Here is a 20,043-nt window from a genome sequence, read left to right on the forward strand (position 1 = left end):
CGCCGCCTTTCGGTTGAGGTCGGAAGAGGAAGGGAGGTAGGGGAATTCAGTCGAGCTCGTCGATGAGCGCGTAGAGCTCGTCGTCGGTCGCCGCGTCGAGATCGCCCTCGAAGCCGGTGTCGGCGGTGACCAGGCTCAGCAGTTCCCGCAACCGGGCCGCGATGGCCGCGGCCTGGCCGGTGGCGGTGTCGGTCAGCGCGGCCGTGATGGACGGGCGCAGGCCGTCGATCAGTTCGAGCACGGGCACTTCGGTGGTGCCGGTGTCGAATCCGAGCTGTCCGGCCAGGTGTTCGGCCAGGGCCGCCGGGTTGGCGTGATCGAAGATCAGCGTGGCGGGCAGCGCCAGGCCGAGCGCCTTGCCGATGTCGTTGCGCAGTTCGACCGCCATGAGGGAGTCGAATCCCAGCTCCTGGAAGGACCGGTCCCGGGTGACGGCGGAGTCGTCGTCGTGGCCCAGGGCCGCGGCGGCGCGGGCCCGGACCAGATCGGCGAGCGCCTGGATGCGCGCGTCGGGGTCGAGTCCGGCCAGCCGGGCCGACAAGTCCGGTGCGGCCGAGGCCGCCGCGGCGGCGCGGCGCGCCTTGGTGCGCACCAGGTCCCGCAGCGGTGCGGGCACCCCGGACTCGTTGGCGCGCAGGGCTTCCTGGTCGATTCGGGTCACCGCGAGCACCGGTTCCCCGGTGCGGACGGCGGCGTCGAACAGATCCAGGGCCTCGGCCGGGTCGAGGGGCAGCAGACCCGAGCGGGCGAGCCGCCGCAGGTCCACGTCCTCGAGGTGGCCGCTGAGTTCGCTGCTCCCGGCCCACAGGCCCCATGCCAGCGAGGTCGCGGGCAGGCCTTGGGCGTGCCGGTGTTCGGCGAGACCGTCCAGGTAGGTGTTGGCGGCCGCGTAGTTCGCCTGGCCGGCGGTGCCGAGCAGGCCGGCCACCGAGGAGTACAGGACGAAGGCCGAGGGCTGGTGGGCGAGGGTGAGTTCGTGCAGGTGCCAGGCCGCGTCGAGCTTGGGCCGCAGCACCCGGTCGAGTTGTTCGCGGGTGAGGGCGGTGACCACGCCGTCCTCGGTGAGGCCCGCGGTGTGCACGACCGCGCCGATGGTGCGGTCGCCGATGGCGGTGGCGAGCGCGGCGCGATCGGTCACGTCGGCGGCCACGATGGCGACCCGCGCACCGAATTCGGCCAGCTCCGAGCTCAATTCGGCCGCGCCGGGAGCGGCGGGGCCGCGGCGGCTGAGGAGCAGCAGGTCCCGGGCGCCGTGCTCGGCCACCAGGTGGCGGGCCAGCAGGGCGCCCAGGGTGCCGGTGCCGCCGGTGATCAGGACCGTGCCCCGCGACCAGTCCGGGGTCTCCCCCGCCACCTGCCGCATCCGCTCGAGGCGGGGCGCGAACAGTTCGCCGTCGCGCACCACGACGTGCGGTTCACCCGTGGCGGCGGCCTGGTCCAGGACGTCGCGCGAGCGTTCGGACTGGTCGATCTCGACGACGGTGACCCGGCCCGGGTTCTCCGCCTCCGCCGACCGGACCAGGCCGCGGATGCCCGCGTGGCCGAGTTCGCCCGCGGCGGTGACGATCGCGAGCCGCTGCCCCTCGGACTGCGCGAGCCAGTCGCGGATGGTCTCCAGGGTGGCGTGCAGCACGGCCTTGGGCGAGCCGGTGGGCGCTTCGATGATCTGCACCCCGACGCCGTCGCCCGCGGTCCGCACGGGCCGCAGTCGCGGCACGAGCAGCCCGTCCACCTCGGTGGCGGCCGTGACGGCGGTGCGGGCCCGCAGGACCAGTGAATCGACGGTGGCCACCGGCGCTCCGGCCGGATCGTCGGCGTGCAGCGATACCCGCAGCGCGTCGGCGCTGGCGTCCTCCACGTCGATGCGCACCCGCAGCGCGGTCGCTCCGGTCGCGTGGATCCGCACGCCGCTCCAGGCGAAGGGCAGCCACGACCGGGCCGACTCGTCGGTGACGCCGGGCAGCAGCGCGTGCAGCGCGGCGTCGAGCAGGGCCGGGTGCAGGTCGACGTGGTCGCCGTGCCGCGCCTCGGGGAGTTCGACCGCGACGAACCGGGATTCGTCGGTGCGGCGCACCCGCTTCAGCCCCTGGAACGCGGGACCGTACTGGTAGCCGAGGTCGTGCAGCCGCTCGTAGACGCCGGTGAGGTCGAATTCGGAGTCGTCGATCGCCCCGACCGTGCCCGCGCTGCGGTCCTCGGTGCGGGCGACCACGAATCCGCTCGCGTGCGTGACCCATTCGCCGTCGTCGCCGCGGCGCGAATGGACTTCGGCACTGCGGCGGCCCAGTTCGTCGGGCAGCCCGATGCCGACCTGGACGGTGGCGCCGCCCGGCGGCAGCACCAGCGGGGCGCCGATGGTGAGTTCGGCCAGTTCGTCGCAGCCGACCCGGCCCGCGGCGTGCAGGACCATGTCGACCAGCGCCGTGCCCGCCACGACCGGCAGGCCGTCGAGGGCGTGATCGGCCAGCCACGGCACGGATTCGACACTCAGGCGCGTGGTGAACCGGACCTCGTCGCGATTGGCGATCGGGACGGCCGCACCCAGCAGCTCGTGGTCGGCGGCTCCCAGGCCCAGACCGGCGAGATTCAGTGTCCGGCCCGCAGGTTCGAGCCAGTACCGCTTGTGCTGGAAGGGGTAGGTGGGCGCGGCCACCCGACGCGCGCCGGGGTACAGGCTGTCCCAGTCCACGCGATGGCCGCGCATACCCGCGATCGCCACCGCCGCGGTCAGGGTCTGCCGCTCCGAACGGCCGCGACGCAGCACGGGCGCGGCGAAACCGTCGGTGGCGGTGAGGGTCTGCTGCGCCAGCGCGGAGAGCACCCCGTCGGGCCCGATCTCCACGAAGTCGGTGACGCCGGCGCTCTCGAGGTAGCGGATGCCGTCGAGGAAGCGCACCGCGAGGCGGATGTGGCGGACCCAGTACCCGGGATCGGTCACCTCCTCCACCGTGGCCAGGGTTCCGGTGACATTGGAGACCAGGGGAATGGTCGGCGGCCGGAAGTCCAGATGCGCGATGGCGCGGTGGAATTCGTCGAGCACGTCGTCCATGTGCGGGGAGTGGAAGGCATGGCTGACCGGCAGCTGCCGCACCTTGCGGCCGCGTTCGCGCCACAGCTCGGCGACCGCGGCGGCGGCGTCGGCGTCACCGGAGATGACGGTCGAACGCGGGCCGTTGATCGCGGCGATCACCACGGCGTCGCCGTATCCCGCCAGGTCCGGGGCCAGCTCCGCCTCGGTGGCCTCGACGGCGATCATCGCGCCGTGCGAGCGGGCCGCCTGCATGAGCCGTCCGCGCGCCGAGACCAGCGTCGCGGCGTCGGCCAGGTCGAGCACCCCGGCCGCGTGGGCGGCGGCGACCTCGCCGATCGAGTGGCCGGTCAGGTAATCCGGTCGCAGACCGTGACTTTCGACGGTCCGGTACAGGGCCGTCTCGACGGCGAACAGCGCGGCCTGCGCGAAATGCGTCTGGTCGAGCAGCGCCGAGTCGGCGGAGTCCTCCGGAGCGAACAGCACTTCGCGCAGCGGGCGCGCCAGACCGGGGTCCAGCAGCGCGCAGATCTCGTCGAAGACGCCCGCGAAAACCGGTGAGGTCTCGTACAGTTCGCGGCCCATCCCGAGCCGCTGACTGCCCTGCCCGGTGAACAGCATGCCCAGCTTCCCGCGCGATCCCCGCTGCGCCCGGGCGACGGCGGTGTTCGGCCGGTCCGCAGCGATGTCGTCGAGGGCCCGGGCCAGCTCGGCGGGCTCACCGGTGATGGCGGCGCGCACATCGTGCCGCGCGCGTCCGGTCGCGAGGGTGAGGCCGAGATCGGCCGGGCGAGCGTCGGTGTCGGCCAGGTGGTCGCGCAGCCGGGCGGCGACCTCCCGCAGTCCGGCGTCGTCCTTGGCGGACAGGATCCAGGGCACCGGCTGCTCCGGGGCGACCGCGACGGCGGTCCGCGGGGCGGGCTGCTCGAGAATGACGTGCGCGTTGGTGCCGCTGACACCGAACGACGACACACCGGCCCGGCGGGGCTGCCCGGTCTCCGGCCACGGCCGGGCCTCGGTCAGCAGGCGCACCGCGCCCGAGGACCAGTCCACGTGCGGGCTGGGCGTTTCGGCGTGCAGGGTGCGCGGCAGCACGCCCCGGCGCATGGCCTCGATCATCTTGATCACGCCGCCCACGCCCGAAGCCGCCTGCGAGTGACCGATATTCGACTTCAGCGATCCGAGCCACAGCGGCCGGTCGGCGGCGCGGTCGCTGCCGTAGGTGGCGAGTAGCGCCTGCGCCTCGATCGGGTCGCCCAGCCGGGTGCCCGTGCCGTGCGCTTCCACGGCGTCCACCTCGGCGGCGGACAGTCCGGCGTCGGCCAGGGCCGCGCGGATCACCCGTTCCTGCGCGGGGCCCGACGGCGCGGTCAGGCCGTTGGACGCGCCGTCCTGGTTGACGGCGGTGCCGCGCAGCACGGCCAGCACCTCGTGCCCGGCGGCGCGGGCGTCGGAGAGTCGTTGCAGCACGACCAGTCCCACGCCCTCGGACCAGCCGGTGCCGTCGGCGTCGGCGCCGAACGCCTTGCAGCGGCCGTCGGCGGACAGGCCGCGCTGCCGGGAGAACTCGACGAAGGTGTTCGGGGTGGACATGACGGTGACGCCGCCGGCGACCGCGAGATCGCATTCGCCGCTGCGCAGCGACTGCGCGGCCAGGTGCATGGCCACCAGCGAGGACGAACAGGCGGTGTCGACCGTGATCGCGGGACCCTCGAAGCCGAAGGTGTAGGCCAGGCGACCGGAGATCACGCTGGACAGGTTGCCCGCCAGCAGCAGGCCCTCGAATTCGCCCGCCGCGCCCTGCACCCGGATGGCGTAGTCGTCGTACATGGCGCCGGTGAAGACGCCGGTGCGGCTGCCGCGCAGGGTCGCCGGGTCGATGGCCGCGTATTCCATGGCCTCCCAGGCGGTTTCGAGCAGCAGGCGCTGCTGCGGGTCGGTGGCCGTGGCCTCGCGCGGGGAGATGCCGAAGAAGTCGGCGTCGAACAGGTCGGCGTCGTAGAGGAAGCCGCCGTTCTTGGTCGAGGAGGTGCCCGGCCGTTCGGAGCGCGGATCGTAGAGCTCGTCCACGTTCCACCCCCGGTTGACCGGGAACTCGCCGATGGCGTCGACACCGTCGGCGACGAGCTGCCACAGGTGACCGGGTGTGCGGACGTCGCCGGGATAGCGGCAGGCCATACCGACGATCACGATCGGATCGTCTTGGGCAGCACGGGCTTTCACCGCCACCGTGGCGGTGGCGGGCTGCTTCGGCCGCAGCAGTTCCCCAAGGTGGGTGGCCAGCGCGGTCGGCGACGGGTGGTCGAAGACGACGGTCGCGCCCAGGGTGAAACCGGTCTCGGCGCCGATCCGGTTGCGCAGTTCGAGCCCGGCCAGCGAGTCGAAGCCCAGTTCCCGGAAGGCGCTGTCGGCGTCGAGGCCGGAGGCCGAATCATGGCCCAGCACGGCAGCGCTCACGCTCAGCACGTACTCCAGCAGCGCGTCGGCGCGCCGGTCGTCGGCGAGGGCGGTCATGCGGTCGGCCCAGGTGCCGCCCGCGGTCCGGTTCCCCCGGCGCACGGGTGCGCGCAGGATGGCCGGGGCGGCCGCGGCGGGCACGCCGTAGTCGATGGTCGCCGCGACCACGACCGGTTCGGGGCTGCCGAGCGCGGTGTCGAACAGCGCCAGGCCCGCCTCGACGGTCAGCGGCGGTGCGCCCAGGCGCTTCCAGCGCTCGATATCGGCGGCGGACAGACCCGTCCCCATGCCGACCGAGGTGTCCCACAGGCCCCACGCCAGGGAGCGCGCGGGCAAGCCGGCGGCGGCGCGATGGGCGGCGAGGCCGTCGAGGTAGGCGTTGGCGGCGGCGTAATTGCCCTGTCCCGCCGTGCCGATGGTGCCCGACAGCGAGGAGAACAGGATGAACGCGTCGAGATCCAGTGCGGCCGTGGCCCGGTGCAGCTGCCAGGCGGCGTCGACCTTCGGGCGCAGCACGGTGTGGATCTGCTCGGCGGTCAGCGTGTCGATCATGGCGTCGGCGAGCGTGCCCGCCGCGTGCACGACCACCCGCAGCGGACGGTCGGCGGGGATCGCGGCGAGGACCCCGGCGACGGCATTCGGATCGGCCATATCGGCGGCGAGCACCTCGACGGTCGCACCGGCGGCGCGCAGGTCGGCGGTCAGCTCCTCGGCGCCCGGGGTGGCCGGGCCGCGGCGGCTGACCAGCAGCAGGTGGCGCACACCGTGTTCGACGACCAGGTGGCGGGCGAACAGCGCGCCGAGTCCGCCGGTGCCGCCGGTGATCAGCGCGGTGCCGTCGGCGCGGATCGGGGCGTCGGTGAATTCGGTGGTGCGCGTGGCGACCCGGGGGATGTGCAGCGCGCCGTCGCGGACGGCGAGCTGGGCTTCCCCGGAGGCGGCGGCGCGGTTCGGCCAGTCCCCGATCTCGTCCCGCGCCGGGATGTCGAGCACCAGCACCCGTCCGGGGTGTTCGGTGGCGGCGACGCGGGCCAGGCCCCACACGGCGGCGCCGGCGAGATCGTCGACCCGCTCGCCCGCGGTGGTGGCCACCGCGCCGCGGGTGACGAGGACGAGCGGCGAGCTCGCCTCGGCCAGGTGGCGCTGGATCGATTCGGTGGCCAGGATCGTGGCCGCGTGCACCTGTTCGGGAGTGTCTCCGGGTTCGAGGACGAGGGTCTCGACTTCGGTTCCGGTGGACTCGGATTCAGGCAGCGGCTGCCAGGCCAGGGCGTACAGCGGCGGCCTGGTGACCAAGCCCGCGACGGCGGTGGGCCGGAAGTCCAGCGCCCCGATGACGGCGACCGGGGTGCCGTCATCGGTGGTGACGGTGATCTCGGCCGACGTCCGGCCGGTGCGGATCAGCCGGGCGCGCAGCGCGCTCGCGCCCGGAAGGCTCACGCGCACCGCGGAGAACGCGTACGGCAGCAGCATCTCCCGGAGCCCGGCGGCATCGGCCAGGTCCAGCACCAGCGGGTGCAGTACGGCATCGAGCAGCGCGGGATGGAGACCGTAGCGACCGGCCTCGTCGATGCGGGCATCGGGCAGCCGGACTTCCGCGAACAGCGCGTCGTCGGTGCGCCACCAGCGGGTCAGGCCACGGAAGGCGGCGCCGTACTGGTAGCCGAGGCCGGCGAGCCGGTCGTAGGCGTGCTCGATCGGCTCCTCGACGGCATCCGGCGCGGGCCACTCGTCGCCGAGGCCGGGGGCGGGCACGGCGGCGAGGTCGAAGAATCCGGAGGCGTGCCGCGACCAGGGCGCGTCCTCGGCGGTGCGGGCGTGGATCGTGAAGGGCCGCCGCTCGTTCGCACCGGCGGCCCCGGCGATCAGCTGCACCTCGACCGAACCGTCGAGCGGCAGTGCGGCTTCCACCACGACTTCGGACACCTGTTCGGCGCCCAGCAGATTCGCCGCGGCGACGGCGAAGTCCACGAAGGCGGCGGCGGGCAGGATCGGCGCACCGGCGATGACGTGGTCGCGCAGCCAGCCGTGTTCGGCGGTGGTCAGGGTGCCGCTGAAGAGCACCTCGTCCCGGTCCGCGCGGTCCACCCGGGTGGTGAGGATCGGATGTCCGGCGGCGGGACGCTCGGTGCCGCCGCGCAGCCAGTAGCTGCCGCGCTGGAACGCGTAGGTGGGCAGTTCGACCGTGGCCGACGGCGATTCGACCAGGGCGGTCAGGTCGGCGGGCGCGCCGTGAACGTGCGCGGTGGCCAGACCGGTCACGAAGGTGTCGTCCTCGGGGCGGCCGCGGCGGAGCAGGGGCACCGCGATCGAGGCCGGGGCCCCGAAGGATTCGCGGGCCATGGCGGTGAGCACGGCGTCGGGGCCGATCTCCACGAACAGCCGGATGTCGTCGTCCTCGAGCCGGCGCACGGCGTCCAGGAAGCGCACGGTGCCGCGCAGCTGACGCACCCAGTAGTCGGGCGAGGTGAGGTCGGCCTGCTCGGGCGAGAGCGCGGACACCACGGGAATCACGGGGTCGGTGAAGGACACCGACTCCGCGACGGCCCGGAACTCCGCCAGCGCGGAATCCATGTGCGCGGAATGGAAGGCGTGGCTGACCCGCAGCGTGTGCGTGCGGTGACCCGCGGCCCGCCACCGCTCGGCGACGGCCTCGGCGGCGTCGGTGTCACCGGAGATCACCACGGAGGCAGGTCCGTTCACCGCCGCGATGTCCACCGCGTACCCGTCGAGGGAGGCGGCGACCTCCTCGGCGGGCGCGCCGATGGCGATCATCGCCCCACCCGCTCGCGCCGCCTGCATCAGCCGACCGCGCGCGGCGACCAGCTTCGCGGCATCGGCCAATCCGATACCGCCGGCGACGTGCAACGCCGCCAGCTCACCGATCGAATGACCGGCCACCGCATCGGGAATCAGGCCCAGCTCGCGGCACAGCGCGGCGAGCGCCACCTCCACCGCGAACAGGGCGGGCTGGGTGTACTCGGTCCGGTCCAGGGCGTCGGCGTGGTCGCGAACGACCTCGCGCAACGGCAGCGCCAGCCACGGGTCGAAGGCCGCGCACACCTGGTCGAAGGCCGCGGCGAACGCAGGGAAGGCGGCGTAGAGCTCCTGCCCCATACCGAGACGCTGCGCGCCCTGACCGGTGAACAGGAACGCCGTGCGCACCGCACGGGCGGCCCGGCCCGAAACCAGCTGCGGCGCATCGGTTCCGGCACGCAGGGCAGCCAGACCGGCTCGGAAATCCGCGTGGGTGCGGCCGACCACGACCGCGCGTTCGGGCAGCAGCGCCCGGGTCCGCACCAGCGACTGTGCGAACGCGCCGATCGACGCGTCCGGCCGGGCGGCGAGGAACTCGTCCAGCTTGCCCGCCTGGCCGACCAGGGCCTGACGGTCGCGGCCGGACACCAGCCAGGCCACCGGCCCGGAGGCCGTCGCGGGGATCGTGGTTGCCGGGGAATCGGGTTCGGCCTCTTCGAGGACCAGGTGGGCGTTGGTGCCGCTGATGCCGAACGAGGACACGCCGGCGCGGCGCGGCTGCTCCCCGCGCGGCCAGTCGCGCGGCTGGGCCAGCAGTTCGACGCTGCCCGCCGACCAGTCGACGTGCGGGGTGGGCGCGTCGAGGTGCAGGGTGCCGGGCAGCACGCCGTGCCGCATGGCCTGCACCATCTTGATCACGCCGGCCACACCGGCGGCCGCCTGCGCGTGGCCGATATTGGATTTCAGCGATCCCAGGTACAGGGGCCGGCCCGAGTCACGCTGTGCGCCATAGGTCGCGAGCAGGGCGTCGGCCTCGATGGGGTCGCCCAGCGCGGTGCCGGTGCCGTGCGCCTCCACCGCGTCGACCGCGCCGGCGGTCAGCCCGGCGTCGGCGAGGGCCTCGCCGATCACGCGCCGCTGCGCGGGACCGTTGGGCGCGGTCAGGCCATTGGACGCGCCGTCCTGGTTGATGGCGGTGCCGCGAATGACACCGAGTACCCGGTGGCCGTTGCGGCGCGCGTCGGAGAGCCGTTCCAGCAGCAGCACGCCCGCGCCCTCGGCCCATGCCGTGCCGTCGGCGGCGGCCGCGAACGGCTTGCAGCGGCCGTCGGGCGCGAGGCCGCGCTGGCGCGAGAACTCCACGAACATGCCGGGATTGGCCATCACGGCCGCGCCACCGGCCAGCGCCAGGGCGGACTCCCCCGCGCGCAGCGAGCGCACCGCGAGGTGAATGGCGACCAGCGACGAGGAGCACGCGGTGTCCACGGTCAGCGCCGGGCCGAGCAGGCCCAGCTGGTAGGCGATGCGACCCGACATCACGCTGTTGGCGGTACCGGTCAGCACGTAGCCCTCGGTGCCCGCCGCTGGCGTGTGCATGCGCGGGCCGTAGTCCGAGACGGTCGCGCCGACGAAGACGCCCGTGCGCGAACCGGCGAGCGACTGCGGATCGATGCTCGCGTGTTCGATGGCCTCCCAGGAGGTTTCGAGCAGCAGCCGCTGCTGCGGGTCCATGGCCAGCGCCTCGCGCGGCGAGATGCCGAACAGGCCCGCGTCGAACTCGTCGGCGTGCTCGAGGAAGCCGCCGAGCCGCACGTAGCTGCCGCCGGGCCGGTCCCCGTCGAAGAGGGCCTCGTCCCACCCGCGGTCGGCCGGGAATTCGGTGATGGCGTCGATGCCGTCGGCCACCACCCGCCACAGGTCGTCGGGTCCGGCGATGCCGCCGGGATAGCGGCAGGCCATGCCGACGATGGCGATGGGTTCGTCACCGGCGGCCGTGAACGCCTCGGCCGCAGCGTCGTTCGCGGTGCCGGTGAGCGCGGCGTTCAGGTAGTCGATCAGGGCCGCGGGCGTCGGGTAGTCGAACAGCAGTCCGCCGGGCAGGCTCAGGTCGGTGGCGCGGGCGAGGGCCTTGCGCAGCTCGACACCGAGCAGGGAATCGAACCCGAGGTCACGGAAGCGGGCATGGTGGTCGACGCGTTCGGTGGCGTCGAAGCCGAGCACGGCCCGGATATGGCCGGTGACCAGCGCGTCCACGTCGATCCCCGCCATGGCGCGAGCGGCGACCGCCGCCTCCTCCGGCCCGGCGGTAGCCGTCGCCCGCGAGGTCGCCGCCGGAGCGACAGCTGGTACGACAGCACCGCCCAGCAACGGGTACCGGCGACGCTGGAACGGATACGTCGGCAGGTCCACGACCCGCGCACCGGACCCGGAGAACAGTGCGGGCCAGTCGATCCGCGCGCCCCGGGTGAACAGCTGCCCCGCCGCGGTCACGATGGTGGCGGGTTCGTCGCGATCCGGGCGCAGCGCCGGGACGGCGGTGATCCGCTCGGCGTCGACGGCCGCGTCGGCGATCATGGCCGAGCACACCCCGTCGGGGCCGAGCTCGAATGCCTGTGTCACGCCGTAGGTTTCGAGGGCCCGGACGGCGTCCATGAAGCGCACCGGCTGCCGGATGTGCTCCACCCAGTAGTCCGCCGACGCCCACTCCTGCGCGGGTCCCCCGGTCACCGAGGACACCGCCCGCAGGGTCGGCTGTGCGAAGGTCAGGGTCCGCACCACCGCCGCGAAATCGCCGAGCATCGGCTCCATGAGCGGCGAGTGGAAGGCGTGGGAGACATTGAGCCGCTTGGTCTTCCGTCCCATGGCGGTCACCAGGGCGGCGACCTCGACCGCGCCGGGCTCCTGTCCGGCGATGACGACCGCGCGCGGCCCGTTGACGGCGGCGATGCCCAGCTCGGGCAGTCCGGCCAGCAGCGGCGCAACCTCGTCCTCGGTGGCTTCCAGCGCGATCATGGCCCCGCCGCTCGGCAGCGCCTGCATGAGCCGTCCGCGCGCCGCCACCAGGGTGGCCGCGTCGGCGCGCGACAGCACCCCCGCCACATGCGCCGCGGCGATCTCACCGATGGAGTGTCCGGCGACGAAATCCGGTGTGATACCCCAGGATTCGACCAGCCGATACAGCGCCACCTGCAGCGCGAACAGCGCGGGCTGCGCGTAGCCGGTCCGGTCCAGGTCCTCACCGGTGGCGATGAGGTCGCGCAGCGGCCGGTCCAGGAGCGCGGCGATGGCGTCGAATTCCGCGGCGAAGACCGGGAATTCGCGGTAGAGCTCCAGGCCCATCCCGATCCGCTGACCGCCCTGGCCGGAGAACACCACCGCGAGCTCGCCCGGCTCGATCGAGCCGGTCACCAGCTGCGGGGCGGGCAGCCCCGCGGCGAGCGCCTCGAGCGCACGCTGGCGGGCCGGGCCGTCGCCCGCGGCGACCACGGCGCGGTGGTCGAACGTCGTCCGGGTGGTGGCAAGCGACCAGCCCACATCGGCGGGATCCCGCGCGGTGAGTTCCGCGAGCCGCGTCGCCTGGTCGGCGAGCGCTTCGGGCGTGCGCGCCGAGAGCACCCACGGCGCGACCGCGAGCGGACGGCCCGCCTCGGCCACCGGCTCGGTTGCCGGCGCTTCACCGACCACGAGGTGGCAGTTGGTGCCGCCCATCCCGAACGAGCTCACCCCCGCCAGCAGCGGCACGGAAGGCTCGGGCCACTCCGAAAGCTCGGTCTGCACAGCGAGATTCAGCTCACCGAACGGGATCGCGGGGTTCGGGTCCGAGAAGTTCAGGCTCGGCGGCAGCTGCCGGTTCCGCAGGCACAGCAGCACTTTGAGCAGTCCGGCCAGCCCGGCCGCGCCCTCCAGGTGCCCGATATTGGTCTTCACCGAGCCGATCGGCAGCGGCCGGGTCCGGCCCGACCCCAGTACCGCGCCCAGCGCGGCCGCCTCGATCGGATCGCCGACCGGCGTCCCGGTGCCGTGCGTCTCGACGTACTGGACCTGCGCCGCGGACACCCCGGCCCGCCGGTACGCCTCCCGCAGGACCCGCTCCTGGGCGGCCTGCCCGGGCACCGTGAGTCCCTCGGTCGCGCCGTCGTTGTTGACCGCGCTGCCGTGGATCACACCGTGGATGCGGTCACCGGCGGCGATGGCGTCGGCCAGTGGCTTGAGCAGCAGCGCGACCGCGCCCTCACCGCGCACGAATCCGTCGGCGCGCGCGTCGAAGGCGGCGGAGGTGCCGGTGGGCGAGAGGCCGCCGAAGCGCTCGGTCGCGACCGCGGTCGCCGCGGACAGGTTCAGGTTGACGCCGGCCACCAGGGCGGTGGACGCCTCTCCGGTGCGCAGGCTCTGGCAGGCCAGATGCACCGCCACCAGGGCCGAGGACTGCACCGAGTCGACGGTCAGGCTGGGCCCGTGCACGCCGAGGAAGTAGGAGACCCGGTTGGCGATCACGCCGCGGCTGGCGCCGGTCAGGCTGTGCTGGGTGATGGCGTCCTCGGGCAGGGTGCCGAGCAGGGCGGCGTAGTCGTCGCGGTGGGTGCCGACCAGTACCGCGGTGTCGCCGCCGCGCAGCCGCTCGGGCCGGGTGCCGGCGTCTTCCAGGGCCTCCCAGGCGAGTTCGAGCACCAGCCGCTGGCGCGGATCCATCGCGGCCGCCTCGCGCGGCGAGATCCCGAAGAAGGGTGCGTCGAAGCCCTCGACGTCGGCCAGGAACGCGCCGCGCCGCTCGGGACGGTCACCCGCCCCGGCGTACGCGGCGCGGTCGTCGGGCCAGGAGGAGATGGCGCTGGTGCCCGAGCTCAGCAGTTCCCAGAACTCGGCGGGGTTGCCCGCGCCGGGTAGGCGGCACGCGAATCCGATGACGGCGATCCCGGCATTATCGGTGGCGTTGTTGGAACTCAAAACGGCTCTCCCCCTTGCCTATTCGGCACGTGGTGTGGAAGTGACGCCATCAGAAGGCGTGATTTCAACGTAGCCGCGCGGTCGGAACAGGTTGGTAATCCGTTGGTAATTCAGTTATTTCGACCACATGGCGGTGCCGGTGGCCCGGTCCCGGATCTCCGCGTGCAGCGCGGCGACGTGCTCGTTGAGGAAGAAATGGCCCCCGCGAAACTCGCGCAACTCGAACTCGCCGTGCGTGTGCGACCGCCATTCGGCCATCTCGGCGACGGTGGTCTTGGGATCGAGGTCCCCGGTGAACGCCGTTATCCCGCAGCGCACCCGGGGCCCGCCGGTCCACCGGTAGCGTTCGATGGCGCGGTAGTCGCCGCGGATGACCGGAAGCACCATGGCGGCGATCTCCGGATCGGCGAGCGCGGCGGCGTCGGTCGCGCCCAGCCGGACGACATCGTCGAGCAGCTCCGCGTCATCGGCCAGGTAGGTGCGCTCGTCGCGGCTGGTGGCGGGCGCGCGCCGGCCGGAGACGAACAGTTCGGTGAGCCGGTTCCCGGAGCGTTCCAGTCGCAGCGCGACCTCGAAGGCGAGGATCGCTCCCATGCTGTGGCCGAAGAACGCGGTGGGCCGGTCCAGCCACGGAAGCAATTCCGCGGCAATGTGATCGGCGAGCCGGTCGATATCGTCGACAACCGTTTCGGTGCGACGTTCCTGGCGGCCGGGATATTGCACGGCGAGTACGTCGATTTCGGGTGCGAGGGCCCGCATCCATTGGAAGAAATAACTCGCGGATCCACCCGCGTACGGAAAGCAAACCAATCGGTGCGGGGCGTCGGGCGCCGGACCGAATCGGCGAATCCACGCGTTCGGAGAAGGGTTGCCGGACAGACGTTTTTCCATCACACGAATTCCCTTGTCGTATACCCAACGGTTTCGCGCCGGGCACCGGGGAGGGGTACCCGGTGCCCGGCGCGAACCGATCAGGAGGAGTGTCAGCCCATCAGGCCCAGCTGCTGCGACATCTCGAAGTTGTCGTAGCTGATGCGCCAGTAGCTGATCAGGCCGTCACGGAACTCGTAGGTGTCCATGCCCTCCAGATCGAACTTGCGCCCGGTGGCCGCGACCGGCTCCTCCGGGTGCTCCGGCGGCCAGCCGGAGATGCCGCCGGACAGGGTGCCCGTGCCGTGCCAGGGCACCACGATCCGATTGCCGTCCAGGGCCACCAGCGGCGCGCCGGTGGCCTCGAACCGCATGTCCGGGAACGCCTTGTAGGTGATCTGGGCGAAGAGGCGGAAGTCCTCGTGCCCCTTGCTGAACCGGCCGAACATGGCCGGGTCTTCGACCAGGATGTCGTCGGTGCACATGGCCAGCTGCGCGTCGATGTCGGCGGAGTTGACCGCCTTGTACCACGCGCCCATGAAGTCGCCGATGGCGTCGGCGGCGGGCAGCGCGCCGCCCAGCTCGGCGCGGGCCTTGCGGTAGCGGTCGTCGAAGTACTCGATCTTCTCGAGCGATGTCATCGGATGCCTCCAGGGTGATCCGGTAGTGCGGTCAGTTGTCGCCGCGAACGGCCAGGGCGTGGGTGAAGTGGCCGCGCGGATCCCACGTCGCCTTGATCTCCCGCAGGCGCGGCAGGGCGGCGCCGAAGTACAGCTCCTGCCACGGAATCGGCGCGGTGTGCAGCGCCGGGTCCAGCGGATCGGTGTCGGTGTAGTTCAGGACCGCGCCGTCGTTGGCGCCGCCCCGGCCCGGCACTCCACCGGTCGCGGCGTACACGTCGGCGTAGAAGCGGCGCAGCCAGGCCAGCTGGGCCGCGTCCTCCTCCGGCGTCGCCCACATCACGATGTAGAGCATCTTGATGATCGAATCACGCTGCGGGGACGCGGTTTCCGCGGCCTCGACGGTGTTGACGTGGCCGCCGTACCCGGCGATCTCCACCAGGGTGGCGGGGTTGTCGAACGCCGGATCGGTGAGATTGCGGTACAGGGCCGCCACCTGGTCGGCGGGCAGCGCGGTGCGCAGGTAGGCCGACTTGGCCTTGAAGCGCCCCTTGCCTTCCCAGCCGTCGCCGCCCAGATCCGCCCACGCGGTGACGTGGGAGATCCACTCGACCCGCTTGCGCGCGTCCACCCGGTAGGTGATGCCGGCGCCCTCGGCCATGGCGGCCAGGAACTCGTCGAGCAGCCGGTCGGCGTCCGGGGTGGCCGCGTCGATCTGCGAGGACATCAGGAACTCACCGGCCGAGATGTGCCGCGGCTTCAGGGCGCTGAACAGATTCACGTACGGCGAGTCGACGCCCGCGTGCTTCTCGTGCCAGGCGGTGAAGGTGGTGAGCAGCTTCCCGAAGGCGTCCTCGGTCAGCTGATCCCAGGACCAGACGACCTCGGACACGATCAGTTCCCGTGGAGCCGAGGGCAACTGGCCGGCCGGTTCGGTGCCCGTCGCGCCGGGCGCGCGCAGCCAGAACTTGGTGGCCAGCCCGTAGGTGCCGCCACCGCCGCCGGTGTGCGCCCACCACAGGTCCCGGTTCGGGTCGTCGGCCCGCCGGGTCGCCACGACCGTACGGGCCTTGCCGTCGGCGTCCGCGACGACGACCTCGACCGCCTCGAGGTAGTCGACGAGATGCCCGAACTGACGCGACAGCGGACCGTAGCCCGCGTTCGTCATCTGCCCGCCCAGCGCGACCGGCGGACCGATCCCGGCCGGGACGGTGACCTGCCAGCCGTCGTACAGCTTCTGGTACAGGTCGGCGGTGCTGACGCCGGGGCCCACCGCGAACGCGGACAGCTCGGCGTCGTACTCGACCGAATTCAGTTGCGACGCACTGATGATGACCTGGACATCGGGGTTGACGATCAGGTCCTCGTAGCACGCGCCACTGCTCTGCAGCGCGAACCGCACGCCGCGATCGAGCACGTGCTGCACCGCCGCCACGGCCTCGTCGGCCGTCTTGGGCAGCAGCACGTACTCGGGCGCGCCGCTCCATCGGCCGTTGAAGCTGGCCGCGAGCACGCCGTAGCGCTCGTCGTCCGGGGTCACCCGTTCGACGTCGAAGGTTTCGATCATGGTGTGCCTCTCCTTTCAGGCGATCGGCGCCAGGCGGGCGCCCTCCGCGTCGCGAATCTCGAGGCACACGTCGCGCAGGGCGACGATCAGCCGTTCGATATCGGACGTGGTGAGGTTGACCGACGGCTCGAACCGCAGGGTGTACACCGCGCTGGAGGTGGGGAAGGTGCGAATGCCGTACTCGCGCAACAGGAAACCGGACACGTAGTAGCCGAAGAAGCCACTGCCGTCGAGATCCCGCAGCACCTGCGAGTCCGCCTCGGCCAGGTTCGCGAACTCCAGTCCGGCCATCAGGCCGCGGCCGCGCACGTCCGCGATCACGGTCGGGAACTCGTCGCGCAGCCCGCGCAGCGCGGTCAGAAGTTCCGAACCACGTTGCGCCGCGGTGCGATACACCTCGCCGTCGTTCGCCTCGAGCAGGCCGAGCACCTTCTCCGCCATCAGGCAGGAGAAGCTGTCCTTGGCGAAGGTCGAGCTGTGCATCATCTCGAAGTCGCGCAGGTACCGCGACTCGCGCACCAGCAGCACCGCGGCCTTGGCGATGCCGCCGCCCAGGCTCTTGGCCATGGCGTAGTAGTCGCCGCGCAGGCCCAGGTGGCTGCTGGACAGGAACGCGCCGGTCCGGCCCATGCCGGCCTGGATCTCGTCGACGACCACCGGGATGCCGAGGTCGGCGGCGACCCGGTTGACGTCCTTGGCGAATTCCACCGGCACCTCGTGGATGCCGCCCTCGCCCAGGATCGGTTCCAGCACCAGGGCGCAGAACACCGGGAAGGACCGCGGCGTCACGCGCACCCGGCCGTCGGCGATCTCCAGGTCGTGCAGGTCGCGCCGCTCGGCGGCGACGATCTCGTCGAGCGCGCCGGGCTGGTCCATCGGGACGAACCGGGCCTGGGCGGCCAGCGCCGAGAACACCGACCGGTAGATCGGGTTGTAGGTGAGCTGGACGCTGCCCGCGAGCTTGCCGTGGAAGGATCCGACGGGGCTCAGGAACAGCGGCGTGCTCGCGAACAACGCGTCGTTGTGCGCGGTCGCCGCGGCCACCAGGGCCTCGACGTCGCCCGACGCCCGCCCGTCCGCGACGGCGGCGCGCGCGGCCTCGACATTGGCCTCGAGTTCGGCCCGCAGCCCGGCGATCCGCGCGAAGCGTTCGAACTCGGCGTGCTTCATGGCGGCCTCGATGGCCTCCGCACCGCTGTTGGCGAAGATCGCGAAGTAGTTCTCGTCGTCGTCCAGCTCCCGCCGGATGATCGAATTCAGCTGGGACACCACGCGATTGGCGTACGAGTGGCGGGAGAACTGGGCGTGGATCGGCGTCTGCGCGGCCAGCAGTTCGCGGGCGTGCTCGATCAGCTCGGGATTGCTGTGCCCGAGCAGCGTCGAGCCGTAACCGCCGACGAAGTCGAGAACGGCGATCTCCTGACCGTCCTTGCGGTAGTACAGGGTGTCGGCCTCACCGCGGGTGTACTCGACATCGAGCCCGGCCGTGGCCAGCACCCCGAGCAGATGCGGTTCGGCGTAGTCCTGTGCGTTCTCGATCGTGGTCATCGGCTCTGGACCTCTCCGGCGCGTACCAGGTTCAAGATCTCTCCCGCAACGGTTTCCGGCGCCTGCTGCGGCTGCCAGTGCGAGGTCTTCTCCAGCGTGACCAGCCGGTACGGGCCGGTCACGTGCTGAGCGGTCTCGGTGACCGCGAGCTTGCTGACGGCGGTGTCGGTGACGCTCCAGACGAAGGTCGTCGGGACGGTCACCGGGCCGAAGCCGAACGGCTCACCGAGCAGGTTGTTGGCGCGGTACCAGTTCAGCGCGGCCTCGAGCACGGCCGGGTCGCTGTGCTTGGTGACGTAGCGGCTCACCTGTTCCGGGGTCAGCACGCCCTCCCCCGCCTGGGCGAACCACGCCCACAGCTGGGCGGCGTCGTCGGCGAGGAACTGCGCGCCCGAGTCGGCCGACATGAGGAACTCGACGTACTGCGAGCTGTGCTGCTGCTCCTCGTCGACCCGGTAGGCGTGCTGGTAGGCGTCCAGGTGCGGGATGGCCAGCGCGACCAGGCTGCGCACCCGATCCGGGTGGCGCGCACCGAGATACCACGCGACCGCGGCGCCCCAGTCGTGACCGACCACGTGCGCGGACTCGACGCCCAGCGCGTCCAGGATGCCGAGCGCGTCGGCCACCAGGTTCGGCAGCGCGTAGTCGGCGACCTCCGCCGGCCGCGCGCCGTCGGAGTACCCGCGCTGATCCGGGGCGATGGTGCGCAGCCCGGCCTCGTGCAGGATGGGCGCCACCTCGTTCCAGGACTCGCGGCTGTGCGGGAAGCCGTGCAGCAGGAGCACGGCGGGGCCGTCGGCAGGACCGGCGGCGTCGACGTCGAAGGTGAACTCGCCCAGGCTGATTCGTTCCACAGTCATGACTACTCCGCGAAGATCTTGGCTTCGAGGGCGGGCTCGTGCAGCACCGTGGCGGGATCGGCCAGGCCGATGACGCGCTGGTAGGCACGCGACACGTCGCCGTCGCGGGCGGCCGCGTCCTGGACCTTCGCGATGAAGGCGTGCGCCTCGAGGATCTCCGGGGTGCGCTCACCCTGGACCTCGGGGTAGCTCAGGTCGGCGCCGATCGCCATGTCCCAGCAGCCGTCGATGGCCTCGGCGGCCAGATCGCGGAAGTAGGCCAGCGGGTCGATCTCGCCCTCGGCCTGGACGTGCTTGCGCAGCACGGCCGAACCCATGGCGGCGACCGTCATGCCCTGCGCGTAGCTGGGGTTGAAGCTGGCCACCGCGTCACCGATCACCAGGAAGCCGGCCGGGAAGGCGGTCATGCGCTGGTAGTGGCGGCGCAGGTTGGTGGGGAACTTGTAGGCGACCGGGTCGTTGAGCGGCACGGCCTGCTGCAGCGTCTCGTAGATGTCCGGCGCGGCAAGGGTCTTGATGAAGGCCAGGAAGCCCTCGGGATCGGTCGGCGGGTGGTCGCCGAGGATGCCGTAGGCGGTCACGATGGCGCGGCCGCCGTCGATCTTCTGGCAGATGCAGCCGCGCGGCACACCGGCCGAGGCGACGGTGTTGATCGAGATGTCGTCGCCGAAGGCCTCGTCCGGGATGCGGTAGTACCGGGTGGCGTACCCCATGCCGATCTTGTGCTTCTCCTCCTCGACGCGGCCGAACTCGAGGTCGTCGAGCCACACCGAGGCGCGCGAACCGCGACCCGAGGCGTCCACCACCAGGTCGGCGGGGATCAGGGTCTCGTGCGAGTTCTCCGGGAACACCCACACACCGGCGATCCGCTTGCCGTCCTCGACCACCTCGAGGCGGCTGATGTCGGACTGCTCGGCCAGCTCCACGTTCGGCAGCGCCAGCACCCGCTCGCGGATGTGGCCCTCGAAGAACGGACGGCTCGCGGTCAGACAGACCAGGCCCGAGTCGACCTGAACCAGCTTCTTGCCGTTGATGATCCAGCGCACGTCCTTGGACGCGTCGCCGATGGCCGCGCCGTCGGCGACCATCTTGTCGGTCACGCCGGGGAACAGCTCCTCGGCGATCTGCTGGCCGCGCGAGAGCAGACCGTGCAGGTGGTGGCCCTGCGGCAGGCCGCGCCGCAGCAGGTTCGGACCGGTCAGGTGGTCCCGGTCGACAAGGGTGACCCGCTCGTACTTCTCGGCGAGCACGCGGGTGGCGAACAAACCGGCGAGCCCACCCCCCAATACGACGGCGCGGTTCTCTCGGGTGGTCATGGCCTGTCTCCTCTGCTCGTACCGCTCGTGCCAGTGGCTCTCCGCCCGTTCGCGCGCGGCCACGGGGTGAACGTAT

At 72.2% G+C, this 20,043-nt stretch carries 7 protein-coding genes; all 7 read right to left on the bottom strand.

Annotated elements, in window-relative coordinates:
• Nucleotides 1-46: 46 nt before the first annotated feature.
• A complete protein-coding gene (locus tag ABZ382_RS19195; RefSeq protein WP_357090509.1) occupies nt 47-13,186 on the bottom strand; it encodes a type I polyketide synthase in 13,140 nt (4,379 codons plus the stop codon).
• Between the two features lie 114 nt (nt 13,187-13,300).
• Entirely contained in the window at nt 13,301-14,077 is a 777-nt protein-coding gene (locus ABZ382_RS19200) for an alpha/beta fold hydrolase (RefSeq protein ID WP_357090511.1), read from the bottom strand.
• 92 nt (nt 14,078-14,169) lie between these two features.
• Nucleotides 14,170-14,697 carry a nuclear transport factor 2 family protein gene (locus ABZ382_RS19205; protein ID WP_357090513.1) on the bottom strand — a complete coding sequence of 176 codons (528 nt, stop codon included), beginning with the start codon at nt 14,695-14,697 and terminating at the stop codon, nt 14,170-14,172.
• Between the two features lie 31 nt (nt 14,698-14,728).
• Nucleotides 14,729-16,243 carry an FAD-binding oxidoreductase gene (locus tag ABZ382_RS19210; RefSeq protein WP_357090515.1) on the bottom strand — a complete coding sequence of 505 codons (1,515 nt, stop codon included), beginning with the start codon at nt 16,241-16,243 and terminating at the stop codon, nt 14,729-14,731.
• A gap of 15 nt (nt 16,244-16,258) precedes the next feature.
• On the bottom strand, nt 16,259-17,791 hold the full coding sequence (locus ABZ382_RS19215) for an aminotransferase class III-fold pyridoxal phosphate-dependent enzyme (RefSeq protein WP_357090517.1): 1,533 nt from the start codon (nt 17,789-17,791) through the stop codon (nt 16,259-16,261).
• On the bottom strand, nt 17,788-18,651 hold the full coding sequence (locus ABZ382_RS19220; RefSeq protein WP_357090519.1) for an alpha/beta hydrolase: 864 nt from the start codon (nt 18,649-18,651) through the stop codon (nt 17,788-17,790). The genes ABZ382_RS19215 and ABZ382_RS19220 overlap by 4 nt, the downstream gene beginning before the upstream one ends.
• A 2-nt stretch (nt 18,652-18,653) precedes the next feature.
• Complete coding sequence (locus ABZ382_RS19225) at nt 18,654-19,967, bottom strand: FAD-dependent oxidoreductase (RefSeq protein WP_357090521.1); 1,314 nt, start codon at nt 19,965-19,967, stop codon at nt 18,654-18,656.
• Nucleotides 19,968-20,043: the final 76 nt, after the last annotated feature.

The sequence above is a fragment of the Nocardia sp. NPDC005825 genome (assembly GCF_040630175.1).
Taxonomy (GTDB): Bacteria; Actinomycetota; Actinomycetes; order Mycobacteriales; family Mycobacteriaceae; genus Nocardia.

Coding starts and splice junctions, on each gene's coding strand:
- ABZ382_RS19200 (WP_357090511.1), bottom strand. CDS start 14,077: ATGGAAAAACGTCTGTCCGGCAACCCTTCTCCGAACGCGTGGATTCGC.
- ABZ382_RS19205 (WP_357090513.1), bottom strand. CDS start 14,697: ATGACATCGCTCGAGAAGATCGAGTACTTCGACGACCGCTACCGCAAG.
- ABZ382_RS19210 (WP_357090515.1), bottom strand. CDS start 16,243: ATGATCGAAACCTTCGACGTCGAACGGGTGACCCCGGACGACGAGCGC.
- ABZ382_RS19215 (WP_357090517.1), bottom strand. CDS start 17,791: ATGACCACGATCGAGAACGCACAGGACTACGCCGAACCGCATCTGCTC.
- ABZ382_RS19220 (WP_357090519.1), bottom strand. CDS start 18,651: ATGACTGTGGAACGAATCAGCCTGGGCGAGTTCACCTTCGACGTCGAC.
- ABZ382_RS19225 (WP_357090521.1), bottom strand. CDS start 19,967: ATGACCACCCGAGAGAACCGCGCCGTCGTATTGGGGGGTGGGCTCGCC.